This window comes from Streptomyces lusitanus, from assembly GCF_042647945.1.
Lineage (GTDB): Bacteria > Actinomycetota > Actinomycetes > Streptomycetales > Streptomycetaceae > Streptomyces > Streptomyces pseudogriseolus.
The window spans coordinates 388,830-404,610 of the sequence record NZ_JBHRWL010000003.1 but is presented as its reverse complement, the minus strand read 5'-3'; the positions used below and the strand labels follow the sequence as shown (position 1 = coordinate 404,610).

Genomic DNA, 15,781 nt, shown 5'->3' with positions numbered 1-15,781 from the left:
CCGCGTCAGCCTCCCGCCGCCGCGCCGTCCAGGAGTGCGCGCACCGCGTCCGACGCAGCCGCCCGGTCCGCCGGGACCAGGCCGATGCGGGTGCGGCGGTCCAGGACGTCCTCCTCGTCCAGCGCGCCCTCGTGCCGCACCGCCCACAGCACCTCGGCGCCCGTGACCGGGTATCCGGGCAGCACCGGCTCGGCGAGGCGGGGGTCCCGCTCGGCCAGGGCCAGGACCGCCTGTGCCTCGGTGCCGTGGCGGCGCACCAGACGGCGGGGCGCGGACAGCCCGGCGAGGACGTGCGGCGCCGCCGCGCCCACCAGCGGCAGCGACGCCGTGCGGGACGGCCCGGCGGCCAGACCCCGGAGCCGTACGGCCGCGTCGACGGCGTCCTCGGCCATGCGCCGGTAGGTGGTCAGCTTGCCGCCCACCACCGTGACGACACCGTCCGGCGAGGTGAGCACGGCGTGCCGCCGGGAGATGTCGGCGGTCCGGGGCGGGGCGTCCGCGTGCTCGGGCGTGGTGTCCAGCAGGGGCCGCAGCCCGGCGAACGCGCCCACCACGTCGTCGCGGTGCACGGGCATGTGCAGGACCGAGCAGAGGACGTCCAGCAGGAAGCCGATGTCCGTCTCCGGCGGCTCGGTGACGTCGGGGATGTCGCCGTCCACGGGCTCGTCCGTGAGGCCGACGTACACCCGGCCGTCGTCCTGGGGGAGGACCAGCACGAAGCGGTTGGTCTCGCCGGGCACGGGGATGTGCAGTCCCGCCGTCAGCGGGCCGAGGCTCTCCGGGCGCAGCACCAGGTGCGTGCCGCGGGAGGGGCGGATGCGGACCCCGTCGACGAGGCCGCCGGCCCACACCCCGGCGGCGTTGACCACCACGCGGGCGCGGATCTCGCCCTCCTCGCCGGTGAGTTCGTCACGGACCCGGGCGCCCGTGCCGGTCAGCTCCAGCGCCCGGACCCGGGTGAGGATCCGCGCGCCGCGCCCCGCGGCCGTGCGGGCCAGGGCGGTCACCAGCCGGGCGTCGTCGGTGAGCCGGCCGTCCCACGACAGCAGCCCGCCGCGCAGCCCGGCCGGCCGCAGCGCGGGCGCGAGACGGCGGGTCTCCACCGCGGACAGCCGGCGCGGCGCCGGGAGGGTGGCCCGCGCCGTGCGCGCGGCCAGCCGCAGCGTGTCCCCGGCGTGGAACCCGGCCCGCGCCAGAGCGGCCTGCCCGCGCGACACCAGCGGCGTGAGCGGCAGGACGAACGGCTGGGCGTGGACCAGATGGGGCGCCGTGCGCTCCATCAGGATCCCGCGCTCCACCGCGCTCTCGTGGGCGACGTCGAGCCGCCCGGAGGCCAGGTAGCGCAGCCCGCCGTGGACCAGCTTGCTGCTGAAGCGGGAGGTGCCGAACGCCAGGTCGTGCGCGTCGACCGCCACCACCCGCAGTCCGCGCGCCGCGGCGTCCAGGGCGACGCCCGTGCCGGTCACGCCGAGGCCGACGACCAGCACGTCCACGGCGGAGGTCGCCGCGTCGGCCAGGTCGCGGGCGCGCCGGGCCGCGGACAGGGACGTGCCGCTGAGGGGGGTCATGGCGTGAGGGTCCTCTCCAGGATGCCGCGCAGCTCGCCGAGGAACGCCTCGGCGGACAGCTCGGGGTCGTCCTCGTCGGTCACGGTCCGCAGGGACAGGGTGAAGGACTGCACGATCAACAGCACCGAGCGCGCCTGCCGTTCGACGGGCACGCGGCGCACCGAGCCGTCGGCGTGCCCCTCGCGCAGCACGCCGGCCAGCAGCTCGAGGAGGGCCTCCTGGCTCGCCCCGCGGCGGTCCAGGACGTAGGGCAGGAGCAGCTCGGGGTCGACGTCGAGGATCTTCCGGAAGAGCGGATGGGCGACGAAGTCCCGCACCGCGTCCACGAGTCCCTCGGTGAGCAGCCCGCGCGCGGTCACGTCCGGTCTGCGCCCGGGCATGGCCCCGGTGGCCACCGCGATCCACTCCCGGGTCATCAGGTCGCCGACCAGCGACCGTACGTCGGGCCAGCGCCGGTACAGCGTCATGCGCGAGACACCGGCGCGGCGTGCCACGTCGGTGAGCGTGGTGCGGCGGACCCCGACGGCGAGCACGCAGTCGCGCACCGCGTCGAGCACCGCGTCGTTGTCCGAACCTGCCGAGCCGTTGTGACGAATAGGCGTCATGTGTCACAGTGTAACGCCACGTGAGGCCGTCGGGCGACGGCATCGCTCTCTTCCGACCCGTCAGGACGGACGACCCATGAGGACGACAGACATGGACATGCTCTGGAGCGGCTGGGGCGACCCGGAGCGGGCGGCCCCGCTGCCCGACGCGGTGACCGGGCTGCTGCGCGACCTGCTCGGCGTCAAGCCGCGCGAGGCGGCGACCGTCGCGCTCGAGGACCTCGCCGTCCCCGCGAGCCCGCTCACCCCCGAGGCGCACCAGGCCCTGGCCGCCGCGCTCGGCGACGAGGCCCACGTCCGCACCGACGCCGAGACCCGTGTCCGGCACACCCGCGGCAAGTCCACCCCCGACCTGCTGCGCATGCGCGACGGCGACCTCGCCGCCGCGCTCCCCGCGGCCGTCCTGCTGCCCGCCACCCACGACGAGGTGCTGGCCGTGCTCCGGCTGTGCGGCCGACACGGCCTGGCCGCCGTCCCGTTCGGCGGCGGCACCTCCGTCGTCGGCGGACTCGCCCCCGACACGCGCGGCCCCTTCGTCGCCCTCGATCTGCGGCGCATGAACCGCCTGCTCGACCTCGACCCGGTCTCCCGCACCGCCACCCTCCAGCCCGGCCTGCGCGCCCCTCAGGCCGAGGCGCTCCTCGCCGCACACGGCTTCACCCTCGGCCACTTCCCGCAGTCCTACGAATGGGCCTCCATCGGCGGTTTCGCGGCCACCCGCTCCAGCGGGCAGGCCTCCGCCGGCTACGGCCGCTTCGACGAGATGGTCCTCGCCCTCACCCTCGCCACCCCCGAGGGCACCCTCGACACCGGCCGCGCCCCGCGCTCCGCCGCCGGACCCGACCTGCGCCAGCTCCTCCTCGGCTCGGAGGGCGCGTTCGGCGTCATCACCTCGGTGACCGTGCGCGTCCGGCCCGTGCCGCGGACCCGCCGCTACGAGGGCTGGAGCTTCCCCAGCTTCGACGCCGGCGCCGCCGCCCTGCGCCGGCTCGCCCAGGACGGACCCCGGCCCACCGTGCTGCGCCTGTCCGACGAGACCGAGACCCTCGTCGGCCTGGCCAACCCCGAGGCGATCGGCTCCGGCGAGCTCAAGGCCGACGGATGCACCGCCGTCGCCGGCTACGAGGGCACCGAGGAGGACACGGCGTACCGGCGCGAGCGCGCCGCCGCCGTCCTGCGGGAGTGCGGCGGCACGCCCCTCGGCGAGGAGCCCGGCCGGCGCTGGGCCCACGGCCGCTACGCGGCGCCGTACCTGCGCGACGCCCTCCTCGACGCCGGGGCCTTCGCGGAGACCCTGGAGACGGCGACGTTCTGGTCCCGCCTCCCCGGGCTCTACGCCGCCGTCCGCGACGCGCTCACCGCCACCCTCACCGAGGCCGGCACCCCACCGCTCGTCATGTGCCACATCTCGCACGTCTACGAGAACGGCGCCTCCCTGTACTTCACGGTGGTGTCCGCGCAGGGCGAGGACCCCGTGGCGCACTGGACGCGCGCGAAGCACGCCGCCAACGAGGCGATCCTCGCCGCGGGCGGCACCATCAGCCACCACCACGGCGTCGGCACCGACCACCGCGACTGGTACCTCCGAGAGATCGGCCCCCTCGGCGCGGAGGCGCTCCGCGCGGTGAAACACCGGCTCGACCCGGAGGGCGTGCTCAACCCGGGCGTACTGGTGCCTGCCGAGTGAGGCTCGACCGCCGGCGGGTGCGGGACCGCGACTGGCCGCCGCCCCTCACCGCGCCCGCCCCGGCGGGTCCCGTGCACCCCATCCCGTAGCCCGTCCCCCCGGAGGCATCCCGATGCGACAGTTCACCGCCGTCGTCAACCCCACCGCGGGCGCGGCCGGTTCCGCGGCCGCGCTGCTCGCCGTCGCCCGGCATCTGCGGGAAGCGGGTGCGGAGCTGGTGACCGAGTACAGCCGGAGTCTGGCGCACGCCAGGGAACTCGCGGTCGCCGCCGGCACGGCGGGCCGCACCGTGCTGGCCGTCGGCGGGGACGGCATGGCCGGCTGTGTCGGCGGCGCCCTCAGCGGCACCGGCGCCACCCTCGGCCTGGTCCCGGCCGGCCGGGGCAACGACTTCGCCCGGGCGCTCGGCCTGCCCCGGGACCCGGAGGCCCTGGCGGCGATCCTGCTCCACGCCGACCCGCGCCCCGTCGACACGATCGAGGTCACCTCGGCCACGCACGACCGCGTCGTCGTGCTCGGCAGCGTCTACGCCGGGGTGGACGCCCTCGCCAACCTCCACGCCAACCGCTCCCGCCTGCTGCGCGGATCCGCGTCCTACTACGCGGGCGGACTGCGGGCCGTCACCACCTGGCGCCCTGCCCGCTACCGGGTCACCGTCGACGGCACGGAACACACCCACACGGGCTACACCGTGGTCGCCGCCAACTCCGGCACGTACGGATCCGGCCGTCTCATCGCCCCGGACGCCCGGCTCGACGACGGCCTCCTCGACGTCGTCCTGATCGGCCACGCGCCCCGCCTGCTGTTCTTCGCCCTGATGAACGAACTGCGCACCGGCGCCCACCTGCACCGCCCCCAGGTGCGCGTCCTGCGCGGCCGCGAGATCCGCGTCGAGGCCGACCGGGCGATCCCGTACGGCACGGACGGCGAGGTCGACGCGACCCTGCCCGTCACGGCGAGAATCCTTCCGGGGGCGCTCGACGTCCTGCACTGAGCGCCCGGCTCCCGCACGAAGTCCCTGGTCGGACCCTTCGTCGGGCCAGGTGGCCGGCGCTCCCGCGCCCGGTGCCGTGCGCAACCCGGGAGCCACCCCCCGTTACCGGACACGCCCCAGGAATGGATCCGTTCGTTCTCTGGAATTGTTCGCGTCTTCGGCGGTAGGTTCGGCCCATGACCGCATCCCGGCCGTCGACCACCGCCGAGGAGCTGCGCGGTGCGGGGCTCCGCGTGACCGCCGCCCGCGTCGCGCTCCTCGACACCGTCCGCGAGGGCGGCCATCTCGGCGTCGACACCGTCGCCGCCGAGGTGCGCCGGCGCATAGGACATGTGTCGCTCCAGGCGGTGTACGAGGGGCTGAACGCGCTGAGCGCCGCCGGCCTGGTGCGTCGCATCGTCCCGGCGGGCGGCGCCGCCCTCTACGAGGGACGCGTCGGGGACAACCACCACCATCTGGTGTGCCGTTCCTGCGGCGCCGTGGCCGACGTGGACTGTGCGGTGGGCGAGGCGCCCTGCCTGACCGCGTCCGACGGCCACGGCTTCGAGGTCGACGAGGCCGAAGTCGTCTACTGGGGCCTGTGCCCCGGATGTTCCACCTCCCGCAGTGCCTGAACTGCGCGAACGTTTTCGCCCGGAAGGACTCCCATGACCGAGAACCATGACGCGATCGTCACCGAACCCAAGGCGGAGGAGGCAGGCGGCTGCCCGGTGGCGCACGGTCGCGCGCCGCACCCCACCCAGGGCGGCGGCAACCGTCAGTGGTGGCCCGACCGTCTCAATCTGAAGATCCTCGCGAAGAACCCGCCGGTCACGAACCCGCTCGGCGAGGACTTCGACTACGCGGCGGCGTTCCAGTCCCTCGACCTCCCCGCGGTGAAGCGGGACATCGCCGAGGTCCTCACCACCTCGCAGGACTGGTGGCCGGCCGACTTCGGCAACTACGGCCCGCTGATCGTCCGCATGGCCTGGCACAGCGCCGGCACCTACCGCATCAGCGACGGCCGCGGCGGCGCCGGCGCCGGCCAGCAGCGGTTCGCCCCGCTCAACAGCTGGCCGGACAACGCCAACCTCGACAAGGCCCGCCGTCTGCTGTGGCCGGTGAAGAAGAAGTACGGCCAGAGCCTGTCCTGGGCCGACCTGATGATCCTCGCGGGCAACGTCGCCCTGGAGACCATGGGCTTCGAGACCTTCGGCTTCGGCGGCGGCCGCGAGGACGTGTGGGAGCCGGAGGAGGACGTCTACTGGGGTCCCGAGACCACCTGGCTCGACGACAAGCGCTACTCCGGCGACCGCGACCTGGAGAACCCGCTCGGCGCCGTCCAGATGGGCCTCATCTACGTCAACCCCGAGGGCCCCAACGGCAACCCCGACCCGATCGCCGCGGCCCGCGACATCCGCGAGACGTTCCGCCGCATGGCGATGAACGACGAGGAGACCGTCGCGCTGATCGCCGGCGGCCACACCTTCGGCAAGACCCACGGCGCCGGTCCCGCCGACCACGTCGGCGACGACCCCGAGGCCGCGTCCATGGAGGAGCAGGGCCTGGGCTGGCGGAACACCTACGGCACCGGCAAGGGCGGCGACACCATCACCTCCGGCCTGGAGGTCACCTGGACCGCCACGCCGACCCGGTGGAGCAACGGGTTCTTCAAGAACCTGTTCGAGTACGAGTACGAGCTGACCGAGTCCCCGGCGGGCGCCAAGCAGTGGGTGGCGAAGAACGCCGAGCCGATCATCCCCGACGCGCACGACCCGGCGAAGAAGCACCTGCCGACGATGCTCACCACCGACCTGGCGCTGCGCTTCGACCCGGTCTACGAGCAGATCTCGCGCCGCTTCTACGAGAACCCGGACGAGTTCGCCGACGCCTTCGCCCGCGCCTGGTACAAGCTCACCCACCGCGACATGGGCCCGAAGTCCCTCTACCTCGGCCCCGAGGTTCCCGAGGAGACGCTGCTGTGGCAGGACCCGCTGCCGGAGCGTGACCACGAGCTGGTCGACGCCGCCGACATCGCCTCCCTCAAGGAGCGCGTCCTCGCCACCGGCGTGTCCGTGTCCGACCTGGTGTCGACGGCGTGGGCGGCGGCCTCCTCCTTCCGCGTCAGCGACAAGCGCGGCGGCGCCAACGGCGGCCGGATCCGCCTGGAGCCGCAGCGCGGCTGGGAGGCCAACGACCCCGACCGCCTGGCCGGCGTCGTCCGTGCCCTGGAGGGCGTCCAGGAGGCGTTCAACGCCGCGCAGACCGGCGGCAAGCGGGTCTCCTTCGCCGACCTGGTGGTGCTCGGCGGTGTCGCCGCCGTGGAGAAGGCCGCCAAGGACGCGGGCCACGACATCGAGGTGCCCTTCACCCCGGGCCGCGTCGACGCCACGCAGGAGCAGACGGACGTCGAGTCGTTCGCCGCGCTCGAGCCGACCGCCGACGGCTTCCGGAACTACCTGGGCAAGGGCAACCGGCTCCAGGCCGAGTACCTGCTGGTCGACAAGGCCAACCTGCTCGACCTAAGCGCCCCCGAGATGACGGTGCTCGTCGGCGGCCTGCGGGCCCTCGGCGCCACCTACCAGCAGTCCACGCAGGGCGTGCTGACCGAGACCCCGGGCGTCCTCACCAACGACTTCTTCGTGAACCTGCTCGACCTGGGCATCACCTGGAAGTCGACGTCCGAGGACCAGACCGCGTTCGAGGGCCGTGACGCCGCCACCGGCGAGGTGAAGTGGACCGGCTCCCGTGCCGACCTGGTGTTCGGCTCGAACTCCGAGCTGCGCGCCCTCGCCGAGGTCTACGCGAGCGACGACGCCAGGGAGAAGTTCGTCCAGGACTTCGTCAAGGCGTGGGACAAGGTCATGAACCTCGACCGGTTCGACCTCGTCTGATCCGCACCGGTCCGCCGGTACGTCCGGCGCGCTGACCGACCCGTCCGGGCCGGTCCCCTCCGCGGGGGCCGGCCCGGACGGCTGTCCGCCCGAGATGCGCGTCGCCGCCGCTGCCGCCAGGGTGGGAAACGGCCCGACGGTCGACACGAAGGAGGCGCCGGACATGGCGAAGGACGGCAAGAAGTCCGGGAAGGACCTGCACGAGGGCGACCACGTCGCCTGGAGCAGCCACGGCAGCGAGACGACGGGCGAGGTCGAGCAGAAGATCACCGAGCGGACCGAGGCGGCCGGACGCACCGTCGCGGCCTCGGAGGACGATCCGCAGTACGAGGTGCGCAGCGACAAGTCCGGAAAGACGGCGGTGCACAAGCCGTCCGCGCTCAAGAAGAAGAAGTGAGCGCCGTGGCCGCGGACGACGAGGAGACCTGGAACGAGTTCCGGGAGCTGGTCAACATGACCCCCGGCGACCTGGAGAAGTGGCTCGAGACGGACGAGTCGCGAAGCGCCGGCCAGCACAAGGACGGCGGGGAGTCGACCGGGCACGCCTCCGGACGGCGCATCGTCGAGCTGCTGCGCGCCAAGCGCGCCGACCTCACCGAGGACGACTACGCCCACATGCGCAAGGTCGTCGGCTACATCCACCGCCACCTCGCGCAGCGGCCGTCCGGCGACGTCACCGACTCGCGCTGGCGGCACTCGCTGATGAACTGGGGCCACGACCCGCTCGCCGGCAACTGACGGCGGACGCCTGGCAGTTCGTCACGGTCGTCATGTCGACACGTCGACCGGGAACGTCCGAAAACCGTCGCACGTTGTCGGTGTGAGGTTGCACAATGATCGGAAAAGGAGATCAACTCCGGCGCGGTGCTGGGTAGACGGTCTCGTGTCCGGCTCCGGAAAGGTCCTTCAGATGCTTGCCACCGTCGACCGCTCGACCACCCTCGTCGACCTGCCGTCCGTCCGCCGACGGCGCGCCCGGGCGGCCGTCGCCGCCCCGGCCCGGGCCGCCGCGCCCGCGACTCCCACGACGCCCGGGACGACGGCTGACGTGCTGCGCATCATCGCGAACCCGCGCACCCCCACGTACGTGACGGTGTTCGCCAACGGCCGCCGCCGGTACAGCTACTGGCGCCCGATCGACCCGGCGACGGGCGCCGGCGGCTGCTACGCCGCGCTGCCCACCGCCGAGTGCGACGCGCTGTACGCGAGCGGCCGGATCACGCTCGGCGAGCCGGTCGTCGACCCCAACCGCACGACGTACCGCGTCCGTACGGCCGCCCGCGTCACCGCGGCCCCCGCCGCCCGCCCGGCGGTCGCCCCGGAGCGGCGGAGGGTGGCCTGACGGCCGGTGGAGGGCCCTCCGAGCGGCTCGGTCGGCGGCAACAGCATTGCCACCGTCCCGGTGGTTCCTGGACCAATTGAAGGCACTGCGCGCCCAGAGGGCGCGGAGTGCCCTTCAGGGGCGCGGGGAACCGCGCGCCCAGCCACGACGCGACCGCACCCGGCATACAACAGCCCCCGGCACCCCGGTAGCCGTACGGGGGTGAGGCGCAGGCCCGTTGAGGGGTGCCGCTTGGGCGCGTCGGCGCGGCCGGCAGGGGCTCCGTACTTTCCGGTAACGCTCCGATAGAGCCAACTTCACGGGCGCCGTGTCCGTCCCGTGACCCCGGGATGCTCATCGGCTGCGCCCGTTGCGGGGCCGCCGGCATCGGTCGGCCGCGCGGACATCGCCCGGCTGGGCACCCGCGCTCCGGCAGCCGACCGCGCTGGGCGGCGCAGAGGTCCGGCTGGGTCGGACCACCGGACGTCGGTTCTCGGGTGCTCGCCGGCGGAAACCAGCGGTGGTGGGGCCACGGTGCCGCCGGTGCCCCGGCACGCCGGACGGCGCATGCCGACGCCGTTCGTACGGTGACCAGCCGGCCCGGCGGCCGACAGAGCGAGGTGACCGCGCGCGACGGGGGCTCCGCGGCCTTCCGCGGCTGCTCCCCGGCATCCGGAAACGGCGGGCTCGGACGGCACGGTCACGGCCCGCCGGGCACGCGGCGGCAGCTTCGTCGGCCGCGGCTTCGGCGACCCCGTCGGTCCACGCCCTCCGGAGCCGTGTCCTCGTGGCCGAGGAGGTCCGCCGCGAGGGTGCCGGGGTGCACCGCCCGGAACACCCGTACCGTCCGCGCGCCGCCCGGGCGGTGACGCTCGGACGTCGGCAGGCGATGAGGCGTCCTCAGGCTATGGACGCCGAAATGACCGCCGACACCGCGATGTTGCAGGACGCCGTCACCCAGACCGCCGGGTGCGGTTCGACCTCCACCAGCGTCGCGCCCAGCCGTCCCGGGGTGACCAGGTCGATCACGAAGAACGCCACGGCCATCATGACCAGACCCAGCAGGCCGAACACCGCCGTGGAGGCCAGGCCCTTGCCGAAGTCCTCGTAGGTCGTCCAGATCGAGGTGAACACGATGCCGCCGATGCCGAGCAGCGCGGAGCTCAGCACCAGCGCGGCGTTGCGGTTGCGCTCCTGCCAGATCTGCCGGCCGAGCTTTCCGGGCGTCAGCATGTCGACCAGGAAGATGCCGAGGACCAGCAGGACCAGGCCGAGTGCGCCGTAGGCGCCAGCCCGGCCGAGTCCGTTGACGATGTCGCTCATGAGGTTGCCGGCTCCGTAAGGTGAGTGATCGCGGTCAAGGGCGAGCAAAATGTAGCGCACCCGTTCGGCTCCGTGACCTGCTGCCCCGTCATCCGTCCCCGCCGCCGATGTCGTCGGCGCGGGCCACGAAGTGCGCGGCGCCGCCGCTGATCCGGTACAGGAAGGCGCCGCCGTCCCGGTCGGCGTCGTAGAACTGGCCGCCGGGATCGTAGGAGAAGCGGCGGGTGATGCCCTGCCAGGGGGCGCGCAGCAGTTCGGAGCGGAGGGCGGAGGGGCCGTCGGCGCCGGCTTCGGCCAGGCCGTGGGCGGCGAACCGCACGGCGTCGTAGGCCTCGGCCGCCCAGGGCGCGGGGGAGTCGCCGTGGAGTTCGCGGTGGGCGGCGGCGAAGGTCCGCAGGCGCGGGTCCGCGCCGGCGTCGGCGTAGGCGGTGCCCACCATCCAGCCCTCCGCCTCGGCGAGGAAGCGTCCGCCCAGTACCGGTTCGTCCGCCACGCGGGCCCCGCGGTGTCCCGCCTCCCGCAGCGCGCGGTCCAGCGAAGCGGCACGCTCCGGGCGCAGACCCGCGAACAGGACGGCGTCCTTTGGGCGTTCGGCGATGCGCCGGGCGACGGCGGTGAAACCCGCGTTCGCCGCCACCTCCTCCACCACCACGGCCGGGGCGTCGAGCTTGCCGAACACGGTGACGACGCGCACGAACGCGGAGGTCTCGGCGGCGTCGCTGAGATCGTGCACGACCACGGCCCGCTCGGGCTTCACCTCGCGGTTGAGGTGGCGCAGGACGGCCGGCGGCCCCGCCGTCCTGGTCGGGCGCAGCAGCAGCGCGGTGGTGAGGTTGGCGCTGTCCAGCAGGCTGGTGTCGGCCCGGGTCACCAGCGCGGTGGTCCGGGTGCGGGTGAGGGCCGTCACGGCCGCGGGGACGGTCGCGTTGGTGCCGGCGCAGATCACCACGGCGAGGTTCCGCCCGGCGACCAGCCCGGCCGCGCCCCGCGTGGAACCCTCCGCGGTGCCCCCGTCGTCGGCGGTGCGCAGCACGAGGTCGAACGTCCGCGCGGGGTCGTGGTTGTGCTCGTCGACGGCGAGACGCGCACCGTGCTCCTGAGCCGTGAAGGCGCCGTCCGCCCGGCGCCCCAGCAGTCCGACGACGTACGTGGGCCGGTTGCCGGGCGGGGGAGGCGCGGGGGCGCCCCGGGACCTGAGCCACCACGCGCCGGCCCCCGCGGCGGTGAGGCCGAGCACCGACCCGGTGGCGAGCAGACGCCGCCGGGTGAGGGAGGGACCGCCCGGACCGGTATCGCCCGGACCGGTATCGCCCGGACCGGTACCGCCCGGACCCGGACCGCCCGGCTCGCCGCCGACGACGGTGGGCTCGGGCACGGGCAGGTCGACCACACGCGTGGCCTGCGCCGCGATCAGCGCCGGGAGCCCCTCCGGCAGCCACCCGTCCGCCGTGAACTCACCGAAGAACGCGCGTAGTTCGGCGACACCGGGGCGCCGCTCAGGTTCCTTCTCCAGACACCGCCGCACGATCGGGGCGAGTCCGGGCGGCACGCCGTCCAGGTCCGGCGGCTCGTGCACGGTCCGGTACAGCACCGCCGCCGCCCCGCCCGTGCCGAACACGGCCCGGCCGGTGGCCGCGTGGGCGAGGACGCAGCCGAGGGAGAAGACGTCGCTCGCGGGGCCCACCGTGCGGCCCCTGGCCTGCTCCGGCGAGAGATAGCCGGGCGAGCCCACCACCGAGCCGTCGGCGGTGAGCGCGGTCGCCCCGACCGCCCGGGCGATGCCGAAGTCGATCAGCCGGGGGCCGTCCGCGGTGAGCAGCACGTTCGCCGGTTTCACGTCCCGGTGGACCAGCCCGGCCGTGTGCACCTCGTCCAGGGCCTGGGCCAACGCGGCGGCCAGGAGCCGCAGTTGTTCCTCGGGCCAGACGCCGTGCCGGGCGATGGCGTCGGCGAGCGACGGGCCCGGCACATAGGCGGTGGCCAGCCACGGGGAGGCGGCGTCCGCGTCGGCCGCGACGACCGGCACGGTCCACCGCCCGCCCAGCCGCGCCGCCAGCTCCGCCTCCCGCCGGAACCGGGCCCGGAAGCCCGGGTCGTCGGCGTGCTCGGCCCGGATGACCTTGAGCGCGCACCACACACCGAGCGGGGACCGCGCGAGGTAGACGACACCCATGCCGCCCGAGCCGAGCCGGGCCGCCAGCCGGTGACCGCCGACGGCCGAGGGGTCGGCCGGCCGCAGCCGCTCCATGCCCCTAGGCCTCCGTCGCGCGCTGAAGGTCCGCGAGCGAACCCCGCTGCGTGAACCGCCCGTCGTGCACCTGGTGGACGTACGTGCTGTTCAGCCAGCCCGGGTTGTCGCTCTTGTACTCGTGGAAGTCGCCGAAGGCGTAGGTACGGGAGACGCCCGTGTACGTGGCCTTCGCCATCCGGGCGCCGAGCGCGGCCCGCGCCGGACGGCGCCCGCCGCGGGCCGGAACCGTCCGCGCGAACTCCGCCAGCAGCATCCGCACGGAGTCGTACGCCTCGGCCGCGTACGGCCCCGGCGCGGAGTCGAACCGGCTGCGCCACGCCTTGACGAAGGCCCGCGCCTTCGCGGTTCTCAGCGCGCCGGCGTCCACGGCCGCCGTCACCGCGTACCAGCCCTCACCGGCGGCGCCCGCCCGCCGCGGGAAGTCCGAGCCGTACAGCTGGCTCTGCATCCAGCACGGCCCGTCGAAGCCGGCCGCGGCCAGCTGCCGGGCGGCACGGACGGTGGCGTCCAGCGGACCGAAATAGGCGAAGGACGCGATGCCCCGCGTCAGCAGGGAGCGCACGGCCGCGGGCGCGTCGTCCGTCTCCTCGGCCACCACCTCGGGCACGGCCTCGGCGCCGAGGGTGTCCCGCCACTGCCTGATCAGCAAAGTGCCCTGGTCCTGGACGGTCGTCCCGCCCGACCGGTCGATCAGCACGCCGATCCTGCCCAGCTGCTTGGTCACCAGGGCGTGCAGGGCGATCCAGGTGCCCAGCGCCGCATGGGGCGCGCCGCTCTGGAACGAGGACGTCGGGGACGTCAGGAAGAAGTCCTGCTGGCCCGTGGTGCTGGACACATGGGTGAGCCCGGCCTCGCCGTAGACGTTCGCCGCGGTCCGCATCGCGATCTCGGTGACCGGCCCGAGGACGGCGACGACGTCCCGGTCGGCGGTGAGGGAACGGGCCACCTCCCGGGCGCTCCCGGAGTCCCCGCGGTCCCGCACCACCCGCACCGCCAGGTCGTAGACGCGGCGCGGGTCGGCGTTGTGCTCCGCGACGGCGAGGCGCGCCGCGCGCTCTACGGCCCGGTCGAACAGGGCGGTGGAGGCGCCGGTGGTGGAGTGCACGCCGAGCGTGTACACGGGGCGTTCCGTACCGGAGCCCTCGGGCTCGTCGTCGCGGGAGGCGAGCACCGCCGCCGTGGCCGTGCCGCCCGCCGCCAGCAGCAGCGCCCCGCCGGCCAGCAGCAGCCGTCGCCGGCCCGGGCGCCGGACGGCGTCCTCGGGGGCGGCGTCCGGCGCGGCGCCCTCCGCGCCCTCGTCCACGACCGTCGGCTCGACACCGGGCAGCGCGAGACTCTCGGCGGAGCGCACGGCGACCATCCGGGCCACCGGGTCGGGGAGCCAGCCGGGGCCGTCCGGGACGTCCTCGGCGAGCTCTCCCGCCACCTCGGCCGCCGTGGGGCGCCTCTCCGGGTCCTTGTCGAGACAGCGGGCGACCAGCGGCCGCAGCGCGCCGTCCACCCCTTTGAGGTCCGGGTCGTCGTGGACCGTGCGGTACAGCAGCGCGTCCGGCTCACCCGTGCCGAACGGCGGCCGGCCGGACGTCGCGTACGCCAGGACGCAGCCCAGCGCGAAGACGTCGCTCGCGGACGTGGCCGCTTCGCCGCGCGCCTGCTCCGGGGCGAGGAAGCCGGGCGTGCCGACCACCAGGCCCGAGGCCGTCAGCGCGGTGTCGTCGGCGGCACGGGCGATGCCGAAGTCGATGAGCCGCGGCCCGTCCGGCGCCAGCAGGACGTTCCCGGGTTTGACGTCCCGGTGCACCAGTCCCGCCCCGTGCACGGCGGCCAGCGCGCCCGCGAGCAGCCCGCCCAGCACCCGGGCGGCCGGCGCGGGCAGCGGGCCGTGCGCGGCCACCGCCTCGGCGAGCGAGGGGCCAGGGACGAAGGCGGTGGCCAGCCACGGCGTCCGCGCGTCGGCGTCCGCGCCGAGCACCGGCACGACCCAGGGGTTGTCGACCCGCCGGGCCAGCTCCGTCTCCCGCGCGAACCGGGCCCGGAAGTCCTCCTCCTCGGCGCTCTCGGCATGGATCACCTTGACCGCGGCGAGCTGTCCGGCGTCGGTGCGGCCCAGGTAGACCACGCCCATGCCGCCCGCGCCGAGGCGCCGCAGCAGCCGGAAGTCCGCGATGCGGGAGGGATCGGAGGATCGCAGCGGCTCACTCATCGCGACGCCGCCTTCCCGCTCGGCCCGCCCGCGCCGGCCAGCCGGTCGATGTCGGCGGCGACGAAGCTGACGCCCTTGGCCACCTCCGACGAGACGGCGCTCCGTTCCTCCTCGGTGCGTCCGGCGCCGATCCGGGCGGTCGCGGCCACGGTGACCGGTCCGAGCCGGTACTTGTACCAGTTGAAGGGACGCGCCTGCTCGTCCCCGTCCACCAGGTACTCCCCGTACTCCACGAGGTCGTCGTCGGCGATGGCGTTGCGCTCCTCCTCGAACGGATTGGCCTGCGAGTACAGCCCCCGGACCCGCTGGGTGGCGTTGAGCCGCTGCTCGGGACAGCGCAGCGACTCCTCCAGTGACACCGCCATGTCCCGTCGCCCTCCCGTGACGTCCGCGTGCACGGTGACGGTGAGGGACACCTGCACGGGTTCCTTGTCCTTCGTCGCGGGCAGCACGAACGCCCGGGTGAGACTGGCCAGCACCCCGTCCGGCAGCGGCTCGCGGCGCCACACGCAGTCCTCGCCCAGCACCGCCCACCGGGCCGGATCGCCGTCGTACGGCTCGCCCTCGCGGTAACCCGCGCCGAAGTAGTCCGGCCGTACGGGGAGTTCGCGCACGAACTCGACCGCCTCGGCCCGGGTGGCGGGCGCCCGGTCCTCCGCCACGGTATACGGATCGGAGGACGACGGACCGGAACCGGGTTCCCCCGCCGTACCGCTGCTCCTGCCCGACGGCTTCCGGGTGTCGGTGCCGGTGTCCCCGTCGGACCCACCGGTGCACCCCACCAGCATCAGCGTCCCCGCCATCACGGCCACAACCGGTCTGTGCGCGACCATGCCCCAGCCCCCCCGCTCCCCAACGGCCCCGGCTTCTCGTAGGCAGTGTGACGCAAGAGGCGCCGCGTAGGTAGTAACTCGCCCGCACTGGGCGGGAGTTGAGGTCGATTTCGGCGCACTGTC

Annotated in this window: 13 protein-coding genes; 7 read left to right on the top strand and 6 right to left on the bottom strand. The window is 74.7% G+C overall.

The genetic code is table 11. The features are described 5' to 3' along the window. Positions 1–5 precede the first annotated feature (5 nt). Together ACFOSY_RS06285 and ACFOSY_RS06280 are read right to left on the bottom strand one after the other, a co-directional pair. The gene (locus ACFOSY_RS06285; RefSeq protein WP_394305712.1) at positions 6–1,568 is read right to left on the bottom strand and encodes a glycerol-3-phosphate dehydrogenase/oxidase; all 1,563 of its coding nucleotides are present in this window, start codon (positions 1,566–1,568) and stop codon (positions 6–8) included. Beyond that, the gene (locus tag ACFOSY_RS06280; protein ID WP_394305711.1) at positions 1,565–2,173 is read right to left on the bottom strand and encodes a TetR/AcrR family transcriptional regulator; all 609 of its coding nucleotides are present in this window, start codon (positions 2,171–2,173) and stop codon (positions 1,565–1,567) included. The genes ACFOSY_RS06285 and ACFOSY_RS06280 overlap by 4 nt, the downstream gene beginning before the upstream one ends. A gap of 91 nt (positions 2,174–2,264) precedes the next feature. Here ACFOSY_RS06280 and ACFOSY_RS06275 point away from each other — a divergent pair, with 91 nt between their 5' ends. The 7 genes from ACFOSY_RS06275 (at position 2,265) to ACFOSY_RS06245 (ending at position 9,069) form a co-directional block, all read left to right on the top strand. Next, positions 2,265–3,860 carry an FAD-binding oxidoreductase gene (locus ACFOSY_RS06275; RefSeq protein WP_394305794.1) on the top strand — a complete coding sequence of 532 codons (1,596 nt, stop codon included), beginning with the start codon at positions 2,265–2,267 and terminating at the stop codon, positions 3,858–3,860. Positions 3,861–3,972: 112 nt separating this feature from the next. After that, positions 3,973–4,854: a diacylglycerol/lipid kinase family protein gene (locus ACFOSY_RS06270; protein WP_394305710.1), complete on the top strand. Its 882-nt coding sequence runs from the start codon at positions 3,973–3,975 to the stop codon at positions 4,852–4,854. A gap of 176 nt (positions 4,855–5,030) precedes the next feature. Beyond that, on the top strand, positions 5,031–5,468 hold the full coding sequence (locus tag ACFOSY_RS06265; RefSeq protein ID WP_394305709.1) for a Fur family transcriptional regulator: 438 nt from the start codon (positions 5,031–5,033) through the stop codon (positions 5,466–5,468). 33 nt (positions 5,469–5,501) lie between these two features. Further along, complete coding sequence (gene katG, locus ACFOSY_RS06260) at positions 5,502–7,727, top strand: catalase/peroxidase HPI (RefSeq protein ID WP_394305708.1); 2,226 nt, start codon at positions 5,502–5,504, stop codon at positions 7,725–7,727. A gap of 163 nt (positions 7,728–7,890) precedes the next feature. Next, positions 7,891–8,124 (top strand): hypervirulence associated TUDOR domain-containing protein, encoded by a 234-nt coding sequence (locus ACFOSY_RS06255; protein ID WP_031061287.1) that lies wholly within the window; start codon positions 7,891–7,893, stop codon positions 8,122–8,124. Further along, positions 8,121–8,465 carry a DUF3140 domain-containing protein gene (locus ACFOSY_RS06250; RefSeq protein WP_394305707.1) on the top strand — a complete coding sequence of 115 codons (345 nt, stop codon included), beginning with the start codon at positions 8,121–8,123 and terminating at the stop codon, positions 8,463–8,465. The genes ACFOSY_RS06255 and ACFOSY_RS06250 overlap by 4 nt, the downstream gene beginning before the upstream one ends. A 172-nt stretch (positions 8,466–8,637) precedes the next feature. Then, on the top strand, positions 8,638–9,069 hold the full coding sequence (locus ACFOSY_RS06245) for a hypothetical protein (protein WP_394305706.1): 432 nt from the start codon (positions 8,638–8,640) through the stop codon (positions 9,067–9,069). Between the two features lie 879 nt (positions 9,070–9,948). Here the strand turns inward: ACFOSY_RS06245 and ACFOSY_RS06240 are convergent. The 4 genes from ACFOSY_RS06240 to ACFOSY_RS06225 all read right to left on the bottom strand — a co-directional run bounded on the left by ACFOSY_RS06240 (position 9,949) and on the right by ACFOSY_RS06225 (position 15,487). Continuing rightward, positions 9,949–10,371 carry a DUF350 domain-containing protein gene (locus ACFOSY_RS06240; RefSeq protein ID WP_394305705.1) on the bottom strand — a complete coding sequence of 141 codons (423 nt, stop codon included), beginning with the start codon at positions 10,369–10,371 and terminating at the stop codon, positions 9,949–9,951. Between the two features lie 88 nt (positions 10,372–10,459). Continuing rightward, positions 10,460–12,619, bottom strand: a complete 2,160-nt coding sequence (locus tag ACFOSY_RS06235) for a bifunctional serine/threonine-protein kinase/ABC transporter substrate-binding protein (protein ID WP_394305704.1) — start codon at positions 12,617–12,619, stop codon at positions 10,460–10,462. Between the two features lie 4 nt (positions 12,620–12,623). After that, entirely contained in the window at positions 12,624–14,825 is a 2,202-nt protein-coding gene (locus ACFOSY_RS06230) for a bifunctional serine/threonine-protein kinase/ABC transporter substrate-binding protein (protein ID WP_394305703.1), read from the bottom strand. Then, entirely contained in the window at positions 14,822–15,487 is a 666-nt protein-coding gene (locus ACFOSY_RS06225; protein WP_394305702.1) for a hypothetical protein, read from the bottom strand. Before ACFOSY_RS06225 ends, ACFOSY_RS06230 begins: the two co-directional genes overlap by 4 nt. Positions 15,488–15,781: the final 294 nt, after the last annotated feature.

Coding starts and splice junctions, on each gene's coding strand:
- ACFOSY_RS06280 (WP_394305711.1), bottom strand. CDS start 2,173: ATGACGCCTATTCGTCACAACGGCTCGGCAGGTTCGGACAACGACGCG.
- ACFOSY_RS06255 (WP_031061287.1), top strand. CDS start 7,891: ATGGCGAAGGACGGCAAGAAGTCCGGGAAGGACCTGCACGAGGGCGAC.
- ACFOSY_RS06285 (WP_394305712.1), bottom strand. CDS start 1,568: ATGACCCCCCTCAGCGGCACGTCCCTGTCCGCGGCCCGGCGCGCCCGC.
- ACFOSY_RS06240 (WP_394305705.1), bottom strand. CDS start 10,371: ATGAGCGACATCGTCAACGGACTCGGCCGGGCTGGCGCCTACGGCGCA.
- ACFOSY_RS06265 (WP_394305709.1), top strand. CDS start 5,031: ATGACCGCATCCCGGCCGTCGACCACCGCCGAGGAGCTGCGCGGTGCG.
- ACFOSY_RS06270 (WP_394305710.1), top strand. CDS start 3,973: ATGCGACAGTTCACCGCCGTCGTCAACCCCACCGCGGGCGCGGCCGGT.
- ACFOSY_RS06235 (WP_394305704.1), bottom strand. CDS start 12,619: ATGGAGCGGCTGCGGCCGGCCGACCCCTCGGCCGTCGGCGGTCACCGG.
- ACFOSY_RS06245 (WP_394305706.1), top strand. CDS start 8,638: ATGCTTGCCACCGTCGACCGCTCGACCACCCTCGTCGACCTGCCGTCC.
- katG (WP_394305708.1), top strand. CDS start 5,502: ATGACCGAGAACCATGACGCGATCGTCACCGAACCCAAGGCGGAGGAG.
- ACFOSY_RS06230 (WP_394305703.1), bottom strand. CDS start 14,825: ATGAGTGAGCCGCTGCGATCCTCCGATCCCTCCCGCATCGCGGACTTC.
- ACFOSY_RS06275 (WP_394305794.1), top strand. CDS start 2,265: ATGGACATGCTCTGGAGCGGCTGGGGCGACCCGGAGCGGGCGGCCCCG.